We start from the raw sequence: 17,129 nt of genomic DNA, 5'->3' as shown, positions 1-17,129 counted from the left end.
GTGGCAAATTGCTTCGCCACCTTCATCAGTTAAAACGGTAAGTCCTCACTCATCACTTTTTCCTTACGAGGGCGTACACGTTCTTTTTTCTCAGGCTCGGCACTCACCACTTTTGGCTCTAAAAACTGCACGGAATCTGCGACAACGGTCGTTGTGTAGATGCGTGTGCCGTTTTTTTCGTAGCTCCCTGTTTCGATGCGTCCTTCAACCCCGATTAATTGTCCTTTTGTCATAAAGTTCGCTAAGTTTTCTGCGGTTTTACGCCATGCGACACATGAAATAAAATCAGCCTCCTGCTCCCCGTCCTTATTTTTAAATGGACGGTTCACTGCGACCATAAAACGTGCACGGGCAATACCTGACTGCGTGTATTCAAATTCAGGGTCCTTAGTTAAGCGACCCACAATCGTTACATGATTCATCATAGAAAAAACCTCGCTTCTGTTTGGATTTTTACGTTCAGTGCGTGACCAAATTTTGTTTGAAACTGACCACGCTGCCACAGGTCCTTTTCATCTACAAGTGTATAAAAAAGCAAAAACGAAACGTTTTTCACAATGTCTAAGAGCTCAAAATCACCCGTTTCCTTGCAGACGGAAAACGCCATGTCTGCTAATAACTGTCCTTCTTGTTGCCACCGGGCATCTTGCTGCATGCCACCGATTAACGTTGACGCAAGCAGTGGGATTTCCGTACGCCGCACCTCTTCGTACCACCAAGCGACAAGCTCGTTTCGTCTTACGTCATCATCAATGAGTAAAATGACAGACAAGTACGCGAAGTATTTACGGCACATGAAAAACTGGTACGTTTCCCATTCTGCCTTTAATTGGGTGATTTGCTTTTTATACGTGTCCTTTGGAATTGAAGTATGGCCAAGCTTTTGTCGTTGCTTGGCGTTGGGGGAACTCTTTGATTTATAGGGGAAATACTGCTGTTTGACTTCTGTAAAGGTTTTACCGGTGAGCTTTGCCTCAAACTCTAGCACCCCACCAGACTCGCCGCAGTGCCAGCACTTAAACACATTTTTCGCTGGGTTTAACGAGAGCTTCGGGTTATGGTGATGGCAAAATGGACAGCGGTAGTAGACTTCCTTTTTACTGCGTGTCCGCTCAACACATTCTAGACCTTGATCGTCTGCCACATCGAGAATGCTCGGTAACATGTTATACCTTCAGGGCTTTTAAGAGATTAAAGTTATTACGCTTAGCGACGACGGCTAAAATGTCGGTATCATCCTCCAGTTGACTCACTTCAAACGCAAGATCCCCTTTCGCGATTACCTCAATCTCATCACCGTCTTCGTCTTCTAAAATACACGTAAAGTACCAGTCGCCGTTTTTCGATTCATTTTCCGTTGCAGATACAAATACATACGGCTTTTCATCTGCGAACGGACGCTCTTCACGACGAGGTGTTTCCTCACGTTTCTCAGGCTCTGTTACACCTGCTACTTCCTTTGCTTTTTCAAGCCAAGACTGAAGACGTGCCTTCATTTCTAGCACCTCTGGCTCCTTTAATGCTTTTAGCTCGTCTCTTGTCACACCAAACTGCTCCCACACACGTAGGACATCCGTTTCCCGTAGGTCAGCAAACGCTTCAGCTAACTGTTCAAGTTCACGTAGCTGCTCATTCGAAACCGGTGCAGCTGGCTTTGTTTGGGCTACTTGATCCTGGAAACTATCCGGGTCCTGTGCGTCTGTAGCGATGACAAACTGCGATAAGAAGAAGTTCTTCGTCGCATACGTCAATGCCTTACCGACACCCTTTTCACCCCCGATTTCCATCCCTTGTGAATAGAACGGAATTTCGAGCGTGTCCCCGCTTTCTACATCAATAAACGTGTACAGTAAATCGAGCTCCGTTGTTAAAGTTAACGTGACCTTTTCGTTGCCGTACTTGTCCTTATTGCGGACCTCATCATAGCGTACGGATTTATCGACAATTTTCGTCACAAGTAACAACCCAACACGATCAAGCTCTGGACGCACCGCCCCAAACACCTGCGAAGCGGAAACGTAACTGTACTGATGCCCACTATTGTTCTTCTGTAAATACGGCACCGCCTTGCGTACCTCTACTAACTTTTGATACACACGATTCGTTGCTGCCATAACACTTCACTCCTCTTTTTAAAATGTAATCCATTCCCCTTCTACACACTATCCACCGACTTTTAGGCAATAAAAAAACGTAACAAAATAAGCATGTAGCTTAATCTGTTACGTTTATAGGACTGTCACGAGGACAGTAAAGACTATTCATTTTGATGAAACCAAGGTTTCGCTCTTACCGAGTGTGTTTGACCGAACCTTTCTCAACAAAGAGAATGCGACGGCGACTTCATATGAAATGAAGAGGGAATTGATTATTACAGAATATTATAATAATTATCAGGGTATTTTTCAAATGAAAGCATTTATACCGAGCGTATATCCTTACTGATTCTTTTAAAAGACATCTTTCCAGTAGTTTTTCTGCCTGTAAAGTAATGACCTTCTAAAGTTAGATTGCCATTTGAATCCTTACATACTCTTAATTTTGCTGTACCATCATGATTAGGATTATTGTCTCGATTATGATCCGCATCATTATAATATGTGTAACAAAGATATTTTCTATCCGCTTCGTCAGTCCAAATGTCACTCACATAGCTACTACTAAAACTTTGCCCTGTTTCTAATTTTACTTTAACTGAATCAAAATCGTGTTTAATTTCTAATTTAGCAGGTATCGGGTCACCTTTTTGCCCTGTATCTGGATAAATATAATCAGAATGTAATTCGCCTTCCCATGTTCCACCTAAATGTGGAATAGAACATAACCAAGGGTAAAACCAATCCGGTTTCTTTTTCCAAATAAATTGTTTGAAAATCAAAGCCTCAATTAATAATGTTGCCCCTCCTGCACTTACAGCTGATAAAATGAGGCCAACATTAAGCGAAAAGCCTTTTATTAAAAGGGTTGCAAAGAAAATTAAGATACCAATAGTAATCCATATTCTCCAATACAGTGTAGTATTAAACATTTACTTATCCTTTCTTATCGATACCCGTAAAATTGACGAAGATCGTTTATGAAATTTTTTATATTAGTCATAAATTCTTGAGTAGGACATAAATCTTTAATACCGTTAGCTTCTTTATAAGTTGCAAGATTATACTGATTTGAATAAAGATACTCTATTAAGTTATCAAACATATATACTTTTCGATAATCCTTGAACTCCAAATATTTTTCATTCGGTATATTCCACATTAAAGATTCCAAAGCAAATGAGCTCACTTTATCTGCTGAATCAATACCTTGTTCACACATTAAATATTTCATTTTCTTTATGATACGGACCATCTTTTTATAATAAAAATTCGTTGCTGTATTTTTTTCTTTTCCATTTTTAATATGCTGCTCTGGGTAATTGATTATTCTTTCACCAGAATCAGCGATTATAACAATGCCTCCAACATAGTTATTCGGGTCATTACCGAAATCCCACCTAAAATCCTTATGTCTTCTACATGGAACACCGTCAGCATCTTTTCTATAAGTGTTGCCATTGATTTTTATAGATTTATTTTTTCTTTCTACATCTGAACCGAATTTACTTTTTAATGCGTCTTCCACTTCATCTTTAAAAGTTTTCGTTCTAGGGCTAGCAGTAACAAAACCATAATTAGAATCAGTAACACCAGAACGATAAGCTGTTTGGAAAATATCTTCTTCAACAACAGCAATATCTACATCACTTTGAGTTCGAACATTTGTATTATTAGCATAAGAACCCTGTAAGAACACTTTTATTTTCCTACTACCGTAGTTTGATTTTAATTCTTGGTAGTAAGCGTGAGATTCACCATACATTCGCTCAACAGCACTTCTTGTTTCACTAAATCCTAAAGGCTTAATTGCGTCAATTACCATCCTAATAGCATTTTGACATTGTTGATCTTCTGTCGCACTCAAAGGTTGTGCATAATTATTTAGCATATCCTCAGTAAACACCATTTTATTTCCGTTTAAAGTTGAGTTCATTTTCATAAATTCCATCAACCTTTCTGTGGATACGGATCGTTTCCGTAACTATTTTTCTCACGAATTTTGCCTTCACGATTATGAATAACAACTTCGCTTTTTTGATTCTTTGCTATGCCTGTTGCAATTTTTATTGCCTCTTTTTGAGTTGAAACATTAACTGTTGCTTTAGCATTCCCAGCCCCTTTAACATTCCAACCTCCATTTTTATTAAGTGTTACATGTTGATTTTTTCCCATTTAATTCGCTCCCTTAAAATATTATTTAAGAAGAGCTATCCGTCCACTACTAGCTCAATATATTAATTATTTGTCATTCGCTACTTCATCACTCGTATTTTTCGTTTCATTTTTTTGCTTTTGAAGTGCTTTTTTAGCCAAATACGCTTCGTGTTTCTCTCTAGTCACGTACCAGCAAAAAGCTTTTAAACCATAGTCTGTCGCATATTTCCGAACTCCGTTACGTGTGATAAATGGACTACAAACCTTAATGTTCTCTTGCATTGTATCCTCTCCTTAAGTTTTGATAAATTTCTATCATTTCCTTGCAAGAGAGGTCTAAATATGTTAAGATTCAGATAATTTTCATTTAAAAACTCTACTATCGCTTCTGCAAAAGCGATGTGGGCGGAAGTAGTTGGTACTTCTGAATCTTAGACTGTAGTTGGCTCCCTGCAAGGAGTCCATCTACAGTTTTTTTTCGTTTTTACCCCCATTGCATCACTCCTTCCAACTTGAGATAATTTAATAACAGATAAATTTAAATAAAATTTATATTCTGATTTTTCAAAGCGTAATTTGCATTATACTGAGCTCATTTTTAAAATGCAAGTAATTTCACCAAACGTAAGTTCCTATCAATAGTATAAACTATTTTAAGAAATAAACCCATAAAAAACAAGTCGCTAAACACAATATTTAGTGTTTAGCGTAAATTTAAATACTATATATAGTTATTATACCAAATAAGGAGCATTTTACAAACTTGAAAAAAATACATTCAACAGTACTTAAACTAACCAGATTAGATTTTTTATCAAAAACCGAGTTAGTTCTTATCTTTTTACAAGCAGTTGCACTAATATTAATTTCAGTACCCATTATATCTGGGGAGATAAGAGTATATGCTCTGTTAATTATTTTGTCAATATCTCTAATAAAAATCACAATTTTCTTCTTTAGATGCACATTTTCTAATTATAACATGAAATATAAAATATTATTGGTTTTATATGTCGTCCAAATTTTCTTGTTTATTTACCTTATTGTTGTCCTTGCACGAATTGAAACATCTATTTTTCTTCAAAATATTTTAACTGTTAGCGTATTAATTTTACTTAGTATAATTGGGTTTCTCAATTTAACTATTGTGATAAAATACGGATTCTACTGGCACCTAAAAAGGATTTTTCCGACTCACGGCGATCAAGATCATTTCGTCTCTATAAAGTTGAAAAATTTAGCTCCCCTTATGTCACTTGAAAAACAAGGGACTTATTTAGTTCTTCATTACGGAATCCACATTACAATTTATGGATTTTATTTATATGTTTGTTTATTAGCTTTTAAATCATTAGATTTTGCTTCATGGCCACTATTTGAACAGGTACATGCCTACATTAAAAATTGGGCATTTATTAATTCTTCAAATCTAATTGGATTATTTTCAATTTTTTTAGCCATTCTAACTATTTGCATTCCTATACAACGGAAAATCCTGAGTGAAGCTGAAATGAAATATATCTCAAAATTAAGCTCTACTAAATAACTTGATAGAGCTTTTCTTAGGATTAAATGAATAACCAATAAATTAGGAGGAACTTATGATTAATTTGAGGAATGAAAACTGGGTAGTAAAACATATAGAAAAGCCGATATACTTAATGGTTAACCATAAATGGGCATTTATCATATGGGAGTATAACAAAATCAAAAAGTTTATTAAAGAGCATGCTTGCTTAGTGCACGTAGATACACATTTAGATGATGTACCTGAATTAGTTCTCAATCAAAATGTAATATTAGCCTCTACACCACAAGATTTAGTTGACATTGTAAATTATGAGCAAGGTGAAGACAGGTATGAACCTGAACTTCGTATGGATAATTTTATAATCCCTAGTTTTTTAAGAGGAACTATACAAGACATTATTTATGTCAGCAATCCTGAAAATAAAAAAGAGGCAACAACTAAAGAAATTACGGTTGAAGATATGTCTGAAGATGCAAATGAGCTAATGCTTTTCAAATGTTTTAAATTAATTAATGGGCAAGAAAAGTCAATTTCACGTTTTATGGGTGTACAAGATTTTATTTCAAAAACTGTTTCCTTTAAAGAAAAACAGCATGAAATTTTGGATTTAGACTTAGACTATTTTAACAATTCTCTTCTTTATCGTACCGCTGATTTAAAAAATGAAGACGTCATTTTTTCAGATTTAGCCGCTTTAAAAGCATACACAGATTGGGATTTGATTACAGTGGCACTTTCTCCCGATTTTTGCGGTGAAGATCAAGATTGTTTATATCTTTTAGAGCTATTTTTAAAGGTCTTTGATTTAAATTTAAGTGAATTTAAAGTATGGTCAATTTAAAATCCTAATTTAGGAGCGTCATTACCTATGTGATAACGCTCCTAAATTAATTTTCAAGCCAATAATTAACCTGATATTCCCCCAAATCCAAAATTACTGCTCCAAATGAGGACAACGTATAATACGTGATACCATTCACCAAATGCTTCAGGATTTTTTCATCACGAATGAGTCTTGAGATTTGTTTCTGATGTAAGTCATATAATTTCATTCCCTGTGATTTCGACAAACACCCGTAATACCACAAATCCTCCAAAAAATTATGCACGTTTTTCTGCATTTCGCGTCTAGCCATCTTTAAGTACGGCGATTCTTTAAATTCGTCTGAAAGGTAACGGTGGAACTGGGTATCAAGTGCCCAGTCCACCTCTACATTACTTGCTTGAATCTTTTTAAGCTGCTCCATTTACGTCCCCACCTTTACAATGCGTGAGACGATACGGCGCTCCTTACGGTCAATATGACGAATCCGTACGAGCACTCGGTCATTCATTTTCACGTGTTCAAACTTTAAATGCGGTGCAATTGCATCTACACCTTGTGCTAAGTTAATGAAATTCCCGAAATCCGCTGTTCCTGTGACACGTCCCATGTACTCGTTGCCGACTTTAAAACGATCAATCACATCCGATTCCCACGGGTCCTGCTGCAACGCTTTGGCACTAACTGTCACTCCGGTATCCGTTACCGCTAACACTTTTACTTCAATTACGTCACCGACCGAAAGCTCCTGCTGAATCGACTGAATCCAGCCATGGCGAATTTCCATAACGGGTAGGCTTACTTCAATACCACCAATATCTAAAATCGCCTCTTTGGCTAAAATGCGACGCACGACACTTAAAATGACGTCCCCTTCTTTTAGCTTACGACGCGTAATTTCCGCTTTTTTCGCAAGTGCCTCCTTACGTGAGCCGATGACAACGCCCTTGTCCTGATCAAACTCTTTGACGATAAAGCTAATTCGCAGCCCTGCGTATTCACGAAATTCCTTATACGTTGCGTAGCCTGACAACTCCACCGGGATTAAAATACGTATGTTATCTAAGTACGCCACACCGCATGTTTTTTCTGAAATCTTTTCAAAGCCTTCTAGCTCTGCCTCTAAAATAAAGTCATTTTGATAAGAGTTGAAAATTTGTGACCAATCCTGCTCCTGTTCTTCTTGTCCCAAGTGGCGAATACGCTTCGGGTCAAAGCCCTCTAATAAGCGTCCTTGTGTTGTATGCTCTGTCATGGTCCTCATCCTTTCTCATTTTTAATTGGATTAATTCATAAATGTATTAACCTTTTTATTAGTTAACTCATTAATTCATTAATATATTTATCTATTCAACTTTTCCAAAAATCCTCATCCTCTAGCTTCACGTGTGGTTTCTTCTTACGCAGCAGTGGCGTTGGGTCCACAGTCCGCATATCAGGATGCTCGTCCTCGATTTCATAATTTGGTCGCTCTAGTGCTTCCGCTTGTAGCTCCTTTGGTTCATTACTTGTTTCAGTTTCCTGTACAGGTAGTTCTACTGAAGCAAGTGGTTCGGTTACCTCTTCCACTACAGGTTCTAAAGGAGGTTCCACAATTGGTTCTTCAATTTTTTCAGCTAGTGGCTCTGGCTGTTCGGCAGGGACACCTCTTTTTCGTCTAAACAAACCCTTAAATCGAGCCCATTTGCTCTCCCAAGAACGCCTCTTTTGCCAGTTCGCCGGAATAAACTCTCCACGTGCGACGCCTGGCTTTTGCGGGACACCACCGACCATTAGCTTATGAATGTATTCAAAGCGACCTAGCCCGTCTGCGATATCGGTTGGATCAAAACGAAATTCCTCTGCCTCTTGATCACGGTAGCTTTTAGGGAAAAAGCTTGGTATCAATAAACGATGCTCATACATTGACTGCCTGAGCGTCACCTTATCCTTTCCGAATTCTTCCGCAAATTCTTTTGCATCTTCCATAGATACACCGCCAAAGCAAATTTTGCTACGGCAGTTCGTCAAAATGGAACGTTTCATATTTTGGGCAGACAGCTTACCCGATTCCACGGCTAGCTGCCCAAGTGACTGAATGGCGAGTGTCGCTGAAACCTTATATTCCGCTGCAAGAGATAAAAAGATCTCCACATCTGGGTTCATGTAACGCGAATATTCATCAATGATTAAAAAGTGAGGCATACGCGAGCGTTCACTGCCCTTTCGTCTAAACGTGCCGTTTTGCAAATGCATCGTGACAAACTGGCCAAATGCATCCCCGCTTGTTCGCAGTAGTCCGAGGGCTGTATTCACCGCTAAGACCCCGCCTGTTTCAAAATGCGTATCAATATCAATCGAGGATTTCCCCGTCATGATTTTGCGTAGGTTGTGGTTTGATAAAATATTTTCAAGCTGTGCACGTAAACCTAAAATAAACTGTCTGTACACCTGTGCCTGCTTTTCACTACCGAGCAGCTCATTTTCAAAGAAATGCACAAGGTCATGGGTTGGGTCTTTCTCTCTCAATTCGCGTACACGTTTTTTTAAAATTTTCTCATCTCGTAGTGTTAGCAGTACATCACTAATATCGAGTTCGTCATCATACAGCGTTTTTAACAGCTTTGTGACGTTACGCGTCGATAGCTCTTGAATCGTCGCAAAGAACGCTTCCTGTCGTCCAAACAAGCCCTTTAAGACGACCACAGCTGCCTCCGCCACGTCCTCAATATTGCCCTCCATAACGTTAAAGCGCGCTGAATGTTCTTTCGTTGGGTCAATGTGTGTGTAATCGAGCCCCATCACCTCACAGCACTCCACGACAAAATCAGCGAGGTCGCCCTTAGGTTCGATGACCGATAAGCCGACCTCAACGCCACGTGCCTTCTGTCTTAAAATTTGAAAGATTTGCTGCTTGATGATGGTGGCACTTTTCCCGGATCGTGTGGGTCCGCAAATGAGTAAATGCGTAAAGCAATCACTTCCTCCCCATATGACCGGCTCGCCGGCACGTAATGTATCCACCCTCCTCACTCCTTTCATTAATCGATTAATGTATTACCTAATAAATTGATTAATATATTAATGAATTTCTCTATAAATTAAAAAACACATTTACCGGTTTCTAGGTAAACGTATTTCTACACAAATGTATTACTTTATTAATTCGTTACTATCTAAATTAATTAACATTTTAATCAATAAATATATTAATTGATTACTTTATTAAAACTACCGTAACGAGTCCGAGCCTCTGTTTGCAATGCTTGTAAGAAGGGCGAGTGATTCGTGCTTATTACGAGCTGTCCGTTTTCTAAAACAACAGGCTCTACATAACGCTCCTTCACACTTGCGTCATACGCTTCACTCGTACCTGCTACTAATTCAATCATGGACGCGTGTAACGTCGCATCTTCACAGCTACATAGCTTTTGAAAGAGGGCGTCATCTGAGAGTAGAAAATCTTGCTCTGTGATGATGCCAAGTTGCTGGGCGAGACTCAAAATACTTGTGAACTTACCGTATGCCCAAATATTACGTTCATCTAAAAAGAGATCAAACACTTGTTTGTAAAACGTTTCGACAAACCACTCAGCCTGCGTCATGTTCATAATGACCAGCTGCTGATTCACGACACCAACAGCGGCTAAAAACCAGTGAGCATCGAGTAGGTCAATAAAACCGTACTGAACCATATCCCGCAGTGTGTAATCAAGTCGGTCTACCGATAAATGCGGGCCGTCGATTTCAAGTAACGGGCTTTTCATGAACGGTGCCGCATCTAGCTCATACTTTTGCAAAATGAGTGGGATGGTAGACTGATAAATCACGTCCTTAAAAATCAATTCATGATAGTTTTCTTCTTCTAGCCGGTACACGTGATCGACAACATGGGAAAAGGCGGTATGCGACACATCGTGTAGTAGGGCGTGAATTTGTACATCCAGTGGCTGCCCGAGCATCTTCATACAAAGCATCGTGCCAATCGAATGCTCAAAGCGGGTGGTGTTCCATTTCGGATTCGCAAAAATCGTCGCACCGCCCTGATGTACCCTTTTCAGTCGCTGCATTTCCTTCGTTTCAATTAATTCCTGTAAGACGGTCTCTAGCTCATAGCTGCCGTATAAGTCATCGGTTAGCCTCACTTTTCTCACATCCTCTCACATATTAATGAATTAATATATTAATTGATAAACTAACTTATTGATTAATAGCTTCGTATAAACATAAATAAAGCGAGTAAAATAAAATAACTAAAGAATAGTAGCACGTTTAATACAATGAACGATGTGGCTCGTGCCTTGTACGCAAAATACGCACCGATTAATCCAAGCGGAAAGGATAATAGCCACAGAGGACTTGGTACTTTGAGTAATGTCGGTACCCAAACGAGTGCACCGATCACTAAGGTGAGCATGGCGAGTTGTTTCTTTCGCTCAAGTGTCAGCTGCATCAAATCACTCCTTTACTTGATTAATATATAAATCTATTAATATATTAATTTATTTACGTTCTACTGATTGCCCGAGTATAAGATTTAACTCCCCACGTTTCGGACGCTTTTTCTTTTGCGTGTGCAGGCGACTGTTGGTCCGTTTCGTTTTATGGGCACGCTCTAAGCGAATCCATGTTAGCTGTAAGAAGACGGACAAACAGAATAAGACTGCCGCAAAACCGTATGCCACTAGTTCAGCCTTTAAAAAATTTTCATAGGGCCACCATGTATAAATAAACTGTGCACTGGTTATAATAAGTGCACTTAGTAAAATAAAACGCACGAGACTATTTACGATACTACTTTTCCTTTGATTGAGTAGTAGCGTAAGAACTGCCAGTAGCACCGATCCAGTTGCTACGATATACAGCTGCTTTGAAACTAACGTCTGGCTAATAAAGCCACATACTAGAATCACAAGCAGTAGGGTGCTACCTGTTATACTTACAAGTTTCAAAGGCTACACCTCCAAATTAATAGATTAATTGATAAAACGATTAATTGATTAATGAACTAATTCATTACATTCTTTAAATAGCCGAGTGGATTTTGCGGCTCACCGTTTACGCGTGTTTCAAAATGCAGGTGGGGACCTGTTGATTTCCCAGTACTGCCCACATAGCCAATAACCTGACCTGCCTTTACCTTTGTGCCAACTGCAATGCCCGGCTTGATCATATGTGCGTAAATTGTATGAAAGTTATTTCCGTGGTCAATGCGAACATAATGCCCCCAGCCGAGCTCCTTCCCGTTTGGTAGAACCTCATAGTGATAGGCGGATTTGATGACCACACCGTCCATAAACGCCACAATTTCTGTTCCGTTAATCCCTGGTGCTGCCACATCTAAGCCGTCATGATTATTCCTTGACGGGTCATGATAAGTCGATGTAATCCGCTGCGTGAACGGGGCTGGCCATGCTTGGTTACCAATGACCACTGCGCCGATACCTTGTTTCTTTTCAATAAAGCCGTCTGCGTACAGTACAAAACGGTCAAATACCTCCTGTACATATTCACTCGACTTGTTATAAATAAAGAGAGCGTTTTTAATCTTTTCATTTTCTGTTGCGCCTTTTAGATTTTTCGAAATGTAGTGGGCTGTTGAATGAATCGCATCCTCTACGTCCCACGGGTCTGCTTTGCCGTCACCATTTGCGTCCACCCCGTAGCCTCCGTATTTTTTAATCTCAGCAGGGGAGGTAAGAACACTTTTCGGAATCCCACCATTACCGAGCCCGCCACACGTCGGGTAGCTCCATCCAACAAACGTACAATCCATGAAGTAGAGTAAGAACCCAGCGCCTTGGCATATTTCTATGCTAGGTTTCCAAGAACTCCTCCCCGAACCGTACGTACACCTCTCAGCGTATACGGCTCTCCACCTATCAGTCTAATTTACCGTTGTGTAAGTCAACGTGGCATTTCTTGCATAGTGCCATCGTCTTACGGTTTCTTTCAATCATACGCTTTTCCCATCGTTTTTTGCCCTCGAGGTCTTTTAACTTCTTAATATGATGAATTTCTAAATCCACATTTGTGGCATGGCACCATTCACATTCCTTTGCTACAAGTCTTTCAATAAGCCCTGTTCGGTTGTAAATAATGTTTCTTGTCTTAGAAATAACATCAACATCGGCATATGAAGATGGTAATAGTTTCTTTTTGAATCCATCTTTGTAGAAGAAAGCGATTTTACTGCCGTTGGCAGTTTCATATCTAACCGCAAAATCTCCGTTAATACTGTATTTTCTATGGATTTTTCTAACGCTTGATTTATATTTGTTTGCGAATGTTTTATACATGCTATATTCCATAATGAATTTAAAGCCATCTAGTTTATAGACATTGTTCGCTAACTTGTAATAATTATATAAACCTCTAATTTCCGCATTGTAAATCATCAATATTTCAAGGTCATCGTTTTGCAGAAGATGCGCTCGATGCGTGGACTTCCATTTTTGTGTCTTTTGATCTATTTCTAACGCTTTATATTCGATTAATTTATTTCGCCATACTTCATGTGGCAAAAGAAGTTCACAGCTCATTGTACGTGTTCTTTGTTTATGTCCACTTGCTGTATACTTTGTCGTTTTATTATCATGACTGATTTTAATATCATATCCAAGAAATCTTGCTCTTTTACTTGAATGCGTAATGAGCGTCTTTTCTTGTGATAATTCAATTTTCAGTTCTTCACTTAGGAAAGTGCTGATGTCATGTTTTATTTGCTGACAATCTTCTTTACTACCGATTACACCGATTATGAAATCATCGGCATATCGCACATATTGTATTCGTTTGTAGTTTTCATCCATTGGGTCTTTATAGGGCAATTCCATCATGTGATTTTTCAACTCGTCCAAGTGTTGAAGTGCTTGTTCCTTTTCTTCCTCGTTCATTTCTTCCCATTTTTCCTTATATCTAGCATTAGCTCTGTATAATCTGGCTTCTCTTGTGCGGTATTCCGTTAAGCGTTTTCTCCCTTTACCTCTATCAAACTTTTCTTTATAAGCTAGTACAAAGTTATCTAATTCATTTAGATATATATTTGAGAGAATCGGGCTAATGATGCCGCCTTGTGGTGTACCACTGTACGTTTTGTGATATTGCCAGTCCTCTAGAAAACCCGCTTTCAGGAATTTCCAAATTAAATCGATGAATTTTTCATCGTTAATTCTTCTTTTAAGGATTTCTATTAGTTTGTGATGATTAATGTTATCAAAGAAACCTTTAATATCACCTTCCACAAACCATTTAGCGCCAGTAAATCTGTCTTTTACTTGCATGAGTGCAGTATGACAGCTTTTTTCCGGTCTGAAACCATGGGAATGGTTCGAGAAAGTTTTTTCATACATTGCTTCCAGTAGTGTTCTTACAACTTCTTGAACTAATTTATCTTCGAAAGATGGTATACCTAATGGTCTTTTACCACCGTTCTTTTTTGGAATGTAAACCCTTTTGGACGGTTTTGGTTGATAACTACAATCTTTTAGACTTTCAATTAATCTTTCAATGCGTTCTAGACTCATACCATCAATAGTTTGTCCGTCGACACCTTGTGTCATATTGCCTTCTTTCGCGTAAATCTTTGCGTAAGCCATTAAATAGAATTCCACGTTATACAGATTTCGATAGATTCGTTCGAATTTGTAATCTTCGCGCGTTGATTGTTTTGTTAGAATGTCTAACACAGTGTTTGGACTTCTCATAGAGCCTCACGCTCCTTTCCAATTTTAGTTAGACGAGATAAGCTGTTCCCCTTCGCCATGTAGTGGGCTTTCCCCACCTCGGACTACTACGGGAACTCCGTTACCATATCAGATATTCAGATACATATTTATCATAGCTCTTATACATAAGCGTTCTGACGTAGGTAATCACCATTTAGCACATATAAGAACAAGCACGATGTAATGTCGGATATGACGTTCGCCCTTTACCATTTATTATAGTTGGTCAGCGATAGACTACGCACTTTTGACATGCAGTTAATCAAAGTGTATCCAGAGATGGTCTCCAATTCCCCATTCTGTTTCGCTGTATGACGTAAATAATCATCTTCCGTCATAGGTGGGACAATAACCCCCTCGGACTGTCATTCAGGCAGTTTAGCTTTTATCCTCGTTTACATCTTTTCATTTTGCTATTCAGTCGTATCGTGATGATTCGATAACTCATAGCTTTCCCAACATGCTACACTCCCCGATATTTGGTTTCCCTCACGGATAAGTTGGGTAATGATAGGCATTGTAGTCTCGCCTACTCCTTGCTAATGGAGATTTCTTATATGACCTTATGGTCGCACCTGGGTATGCCCCACAGCACCGGCTGAGGACACCGCAACGTTCTGTGAAAAGTTCGTTTCCTGACGATGGATCGAAGCGAGTAGGAGCCAGTTGACCCCGTATTTCGTACCCGCTGCTTGGTAGTACGGAATGAATTCACTTGGGATTTCATTTTCTGCAAGCTCTGACATATCAAATGAATACATCGGGGCTTCGTTTTGATTCCCGCCAATAATTGCCCCTAAAAACATGACACCGACAAATAATAGGCCGATGACGAGAAAAGGGGACAGTAAAAGCAAAATAGGTGGTAGCCATTTTAGTTTGTTCAAATCGCCTCAACTCACTTTCTGCGGCTGCCATTTTGTTATCCAAAGACGATCGCTACTCGATAAAAACACATGATAGTCATAGGTAACCGTTTCAAGCTTCTGCCCGTTCTGCGTAAAAACGTCACCGCTCACACGCACGACCCAGTGGATTTTGTCTTGCTGATCATATGCCTCAAATATTTCGAGTGAGGTTAATGTACGCGTTGCACGGGCATTTGTGACGCGTCCACTCAGTACGGCTTCATATACATCCTTGCTGACAAAGCCCTGTATTTCCGCTGTGTCCTTCGGCTGCTCGTCATATGGAAAAGCCCAGCGTACAAATTGTTCAGCGAGCTGTTTCGACTGCTTAATCGTTGCTTCGTCATATTTAGCTGCAAGGGTCGTGACCGGCTCCGTATTTTTTAGTTCAAATGCTAGCTTTTTTTCTGCCTCAGAAGTACTTGAAGCGTTGGTATCACTAGGGGTTTCATGTGAAACATCCTGTGAAACATTTCTAACTATTCTGTCATCTGAAAACATACTTTTTCCGACATTGATTGCGATAATGACAATTGTTACGTAAATGATGTACTGAATAATGCGCTGTTTATTCATCTGCCTCCCTCATTCATTTTTTATTTTTTCGACTTAGCTCTACTTCAATTAGAAAATGGACTTCATCTCGAAAGACTTCACGAAAGAGCTGATTTAGGTACAGCTGCTCTTTTTCCGTGAAATGCGTTCGAATTAAGTACACGGCTTTGGGGCTATTGGCGATTCGCATGACTTCGTCTAATTCTGTAATTAAAGGGTACACACATTCTCACCTCCCGTATAAATTGATTTATACGTTAATTAATAAATATATTAAGCAATTACTCTATTTATTGTTTAATGGACTGCTCTCTTTTCTGTAAAATGCTCCTCAATAATTTCTTCTTCCATTAGTTGAAAATGCACATGCTTTAAATGTCCGAGTAGCTGGTGATGTACACTGACGAGCTTTGGTGTTGTAAAGACTTTAAACCCTTTGATTCGCTCTAATTGGTAATCGGTATACGACAACATCTCATGCACCTTGACTAAATCGGTATCGAGTAAATTCACGGCAATGAATCCATCCTCTGTGATCCATTGCTCAAAGAGATGGGTGGTTTCTCTCTTTGTGACGGGATAGCCAATTGCTTGTAAAAATGAAAAAAATTCTTCATCGGTTGACATGTAACGTACATAGGCCTCGACCATAAATTGTGGGAGGACTTTGCAGCTTCCCAAAAATCGTAACAGGCTTTCCTCCTCCTTGAAGAACTCTACAATGGCTTCAAGGGCTGGCATATCCTTTGTGAAAATTGCTTTATCAAAATAATTTCCACTTGCACTTTCCATCTCTTGCTTAAATTTCGCGAGTGTCGATTTATTCACATGAGATAACGTCACAAAAAATACCCAATTCACACCTGCTGGGGAAGTGAGCATTCCTTTTACTACGCCTTGTCGATTTAAATTTAACCTTGCTTTGTAATAGCGAGATTGCTCAAATTGCCACCCATGATCGCACAGATAAAATGCTAAATCATAGCTCGTTAATAAGTAAGGTAACTGCGCTTTAGGAATTCTTAGGGCATCAGCATTTAACGTAATGTCATGTCCATGCTTTCGAAGAAGACTCACGCCCTTTCCTGTAATTGAATAGGCTTTCCTTTCTTCAAGTTGTCCTGGAGGTGGTTGGTAGCCACCTGTAATAGCATTTGCTTGTAAATAGCCTGAATCAATTAACAGCTTCTTTTTTCGCCTTGAGTAATATTCTGTTAGGTCTACAAAACGCCTAACTTGTAGCAGTGTTAGAACACGGAATTCATGCGTACAAAGCAAAAAGCCAATATCTTTTTCTGTCGGTTTTTTAATCACTTGCACCGGTTGTTTTTTCATCTTTTTCCCCATAGGTAT

The 17,129-nt window shown here is 39.1% G+C and carries 21 protein-coding genes; 2 read left to right on the top strand and 19 right to left on the bottom strand.

Translation table 11 applies throughout. The features are described from left to right. Positions 1 to 29: 29 nt before the first annotated feature. The 7 genes from MKX47_RS20405 to MKX47_RS20375 all read right to left on the bottom strand — a co-directional run bounded on the left by MKX47_RS20405 (position 30) and on the right by MKX47_RS20375 (position 4,535). The gene (locus MKX47_RS20405; RefSeq protein ID WP_445683621.1) at positions 30 to 425 is read right to left on the bottom strand and encodes a single-stranded DNA-binding protein; all 396 of its coding nucleotides are present in this window, start codon (positions 423 to 425) and stop codon (positions 30 to 32) included. Continuing rightward, the gene (locus tag MKX47_RS20400) at positions 422 to 1,165 is read right to left on the bottom strand and encodes a CHC2 zinc finger domain-containing protein (protein WP_340778121.1); all 744 of its coding nucleotides are present in this window, start codon (positions 1,163 to 1,165) and stop codon (positions 422 to 424) included. The genes MKX47_RS20405 and MKX47_RS20400 overlap by 4 nt, the downstream gene beginning before the upstream one ends. Position 1,166: 1 nt before the next feature. Then, positions 1,167 to 2,114 (bottom strand): ERF family protein, encoded by a 948-nt coding sequence (locus tag MKX47_RS20395; RefSeq protein WP_340778119.1) that lies wholly within the window; start codon positions 2,112 to 2,114, stop codon positions 1,167 to 1,169. Between the two features lie 305 nt (positions 2,115 to 2,419). Then, positions 2,420 to 3,028, bottom strand: coding sequence for a Cap15 family cyclic dinucleotide receptor domain-containing protein (locus MKX47_RS20390; protein WP_340778117.1), 609 nt, complete (start codon positions 3,026 to 3,028; stop codon positions 2,420 to 2,422). Positions 3,029 to 3,042: 14 nt separating this feature from the next. Then, positions 3,043 to 4,038 carry a nucleotidyltransferase domain-containing protein gene (locus MKX47_RS20385; RefSeq protein ID WP_340778115.1) on the bottom strand — a complete coding sequence of 332 codons (996 nt, stop codon included), beginning with the start codon at positions 4,036 to 4,038 and terminating at the stop codon, positions 3,043 to 3,045. Positions 4,039 to 4,046: 8 nt separating this feature from the next. Further along, a complete protein-coding gene (locus MKX47_RS20380) occupies positions 4,047 to 4,271 on the bottom strand; it encodes a DUF2188 domain-containing protein (protein WP_340778114.1) in 225 nt (74 codons plus the stop codon). Positions 4,272 to 4,337: 66 nt separating this feature from the next. After that, positions 4,338 to 4,535 (bottom strand): hypothetical protein, encoded by a 198-nt coding sequence (locus MKX47_RS20375; RefSeq protein ID WP_340778112.1) that lies wholly within the window; start codon positions 4,533 to 4,535, stop codon positions 4,338 to 4,340. A gap of 481 nt (positions 4,536 to 5,016) precedes the next feature. Here MKX47_RS20375 and MKX47_RS20370 point away from each other — a divergent pair, with 481 nt between their 5' ends. Both MKX47_RS20370 and MKX47_RS20365 read left to right on the top strand, forming a co-directional pair. Continuing rightward, positions 5,017 to 5,799: a hypothetical protein gene (locus tag MKX47_RS20370; protein ID WP_340778110.1), complete on the top strand. Its 783-nt coding sequence runs from the start codon at positions 5,017 to 5,019 to the stop codon at positions 5,797 to 5,799. A 55-nt stretch (positions 5,800 to 5,854) separates the two neighbouring features. Next, complete coding sequence (locus tag MKX47_RS20365) at positions 5,855 to 6,625, top strand: UPF0489 family protein (protein ID WP_340778108.1); 771 nt, start codon at positions 5,855 to 5,857, stop codon at positions 6,623 to 6,625. Positions 6,626 to 6,671: 46 nt separating this feature from the next. Here MKX47_RS20365 and MKX47_RS20360 read toward each other — a convergent pair whose 3' ends face one another. The 12 genes from MKX47_RS20360 to MKX47_RS20305 all read right to left on the bottom strand — a co-directional run bounded on the left by MKX47_RS20360 (position 6,672) and on the right by MKX47_RS20305 (position 17,123). Continuing rightward, on the bottom strand, positions 6,672 to 7,031 hold the full coding sequence (locus tag MKX47_RS20360) for a hypothetical protein (protein ID WP_340778106.1): 360 nt from the start codon (positions 7,029 to 7,031) through the stop codon (positions 6,672 to 6,674). Further along, complete coding sequence (locus MKX47_RS20355) at positions 7,032 to 7,862, bottom strand: S1 RNA-binding domain-containing protein (RefSeq protein ID WP_340778104.1); 831 nt, start codon at positions 7,860 to 7,862, stop codon at positions 7,032 to 7,034. It lies immediately after the preceding gene. Between the two features lie 95 nt (positions 7,863 to 7,957). After that, complete coding sequence (locus tag MKX47_RS20350; RefSeq protein ID WP_340778102.1) at positions 7,958 to 9,610, bottom strand: type IV secretory system conjugative DNA transfer family protein; 1,653 nt, start codon at positions 9,608 to 9,610, stop codon at positions 7,958 to 7,960. A 185-nt stretch (positions 9,611 to 9,795) separates the two neighbouring features. Then, positions 9,796 to 10,731: an HD domain-containing protein gene (locus tag MKX47_RS20345; protein ID WP_340778100.1), complete on the bottom strand. Its 936-nt coding sequence runs from the start codon at positions 10,729 to 10,731 to the stop codon at positions 9,796 to 9,798. A 62-nt stretch (positions 10,732 to 10,793) separates the two neighbouring features. Then, on the bottom strand, positions 10,794 to 11,039 hold the full coding sequence (locus MKX47_RS20340; RefSeq protein WP_263082565.1) for a hypothetical protein: 246 nt from the start codon (positions 11,037 to 11,039) through the stop codon (positions 10,794 to 10,796). A 49-nt stretch (positions 11,040 to 11,088) separates the two neighbouring features. Next, positions 11,089 to 11,538, bottom strand: coding sequence for a hypothetical protein (locus tag MKX47_RS20335; RefSeq protein ID WP_340778094.1), 450 nt, complete (start codon positions 11,536 to 11,538; stop codon positions 11,089 to 11,091). A 56-nt stretch (positions 11,539 to 11,594) separates the two neighbouring features. After that, positions 11,595 to 12,362 carry a M23 family metallopeptidase gene (locus MKX47_RS20330; protein ID WP_340778092.1) on the bottom strand — a complete coding sequence of 256 codons (768 nt, stop codon included), beginning with the start codon at positions 12,360 to 12,362 and terminating at the stop codon, positions 11,595 to 11,597. Positions 12,363 to 12,468: 106 nt separating this feature from the next. Next, complete coding sequence (locus MKX47_RS20325; protein WP_340773723.1) at positions 12,469 to 14,292, bottom strand: reverse transcriptase domain-containing protein; 1,824 nt, start codon at positions 14,290 to 14,292, stop codon at positions 12,469 to 12,471. A 584-nt stretch (positions 14,293 to 14,876) separates the two neighbouring features. After that, positions 14,877 to 15,200, bottom strand: a complete 324-nt coding sequence (locus tag MKX47_RS20320; protein WP_340778088.1) for a hypothetical protein — start codon at positions 15,198 to 15,200, stop codon at positions 14,877 to 14,879. Positions 15,201 to 15,206: 6 nt separating this feature from the next. Further along, positions 15,207 to 15,797 carry a hypothetical protein gene (locus MKX47_RS20315; RefSeq protein WP_340778087.1) on the bottom strand — a complete coding sequence of 197 codons (591 nt, stop codon included), beginning with the start codon at positions 15,795 to 15,797 and terminating at the stop codon, positions 15,207 to 15,209. A 13-nt stretch (positions 15,798 to 15,810) separates the two neighbouring features. Then, complete coding sequence (locus MKX47_RS20310; RefSeq protein ID WP_340778085.1) at positions 15,811 to 15,999, bottom strand: hypothetical protein; 189 nt, start codon at positions 15,997 to 15,999, stop codon at positions 15,811 to 15,813. 74 nt (positions 16,000 to 16,073) lie between these two features. After that, entirely contained in the window at positions 16,074 to 17,123 is a 1,050-nt protein-coding gene (locus MKX47_RS20305) for a hypothetical protein (protein ID WP_340778081.1), read from the bottom strand. Positions 17,124 to 17,129: the final 6 nt, after the last annotated feature.

The sequence above is a fragment of the Solibacillus sp. FSL R7-0668 genome, from assembly GCF_038006205.1.
Lineage (GTDB): Bacteria > Bacillota > Bacilli > Bacillales_A > Planococcaceae > Solibacillus.
The sequence above is the reverse complement of the archived record's forward strand: the minus strand, read 5'-3'. Positions and strand labels throughout refer to the sequence as shown.

Bases quoted from the DNA above. Each gene is read 5' to 3' on its own strand.
- MKX47_RS20375 (WP_340778112.1), bottom strand. From the start codon at position 4,535: ATGCAAGAGAACATTAAGGTTTGTAGTCCATTTATCACACGTAACGGA.
- MKX47_RS20390 (WP_340778117.1), bottom strand. From the start codon at position 3,028: ATGTTTAATACTACACTGTATTGGAGAATATGGATTACTATTGGTATC.
- MKX47_RS20395 (WP_340778119.1), bottom strand. From the start codon at position 2,114: ATGGCAGCAACGAATCGTGTGTATCAAAAGTTAGTAGAGGTACGCAAG.
- MKX47_RS20380 (WP_340778114.1), bottom strand. From the start codon at position 4,271: ATGGGAAAAAATCAACATGTAACACTTAATAAAAATGGAGGTTGGAAT.
- MKX47_RS20330 (WP_340778092.1), bottom strand. From the start codon at position 12,362: ATGGATTGTACGTTTGTTGGATGGAGCTACCCGACGTGTGGCGGGCTC.
- MKX47_RS20315 (WP_340778087.1), bottom strand. From the start codon at position 15,797: ATGAATAAACAGCGCATTATTCAGTACATCATTTACGTAACAATTGTC.
- MKX47_RS20340 (WP_263082565.1), bottom strand. From the start codon at position 11,039: ATGCAGCTGACACTTGAGCGAAAGAAACAACTCGCCATGCTCACCTTA.
- MKX47_RS20365 (WP_340778108.1), top strand. From the start codon at position 5,855: ATGATTAATTTGAGGAATGAAAACTGGGTAGTAAAACATATAGAAAAG.
- MKX47_RS20360 (WP_340778106.1), bottom strand. From the start codon at position 7,031: ATGGAGCAGCTTAAAAAGATTCAAGCAAGTAATGTAGAGGTGGACTGG.
- MKX47_RS20385 (WP_340778115.1), bottom strand. From the start codon at position 4,038: ATGAAAATGAACTCAACTTTAAACGGAAATAAAATGGTGTTTACTGAG.
- MKX47_RS20305 (WP_340778081.1), bottom strand. From the start codon at position 17,123: ATGGGGAAAAAGATGAAAAAACAACCGGTGCAAGTGATTAAAAAACCG.
- MKX47_RS20405 (WP_445683621.1), bottom strand. From the start codon at position 425: ATGATGAATCATGTAACGATTGTGGGTCGCTTAACTAAGGACCCTGAA.
- MKX47_RS20400 (WP_340778121.1), bottom strand. From the start codon at position 1,165: ATGTTACCGAGCATTCTCGATGTGGCAGACGATCAAGGTCTAGAATGT.
- MKX47_RS20325 (WP_340773723.1), bottom strand. From the start codon at position 14,292: ATGAGAAGTCCAAACACTGTGTTAGACATTCTAACAAAACAATCAACG.
- MKX47_RS20355 (WP_340778104.1), bottom strand. From the start codon at position 7,862: ATGACAGAGCATACAACACAAGGACGCTTATTAGAGGGCTTTGACCCG.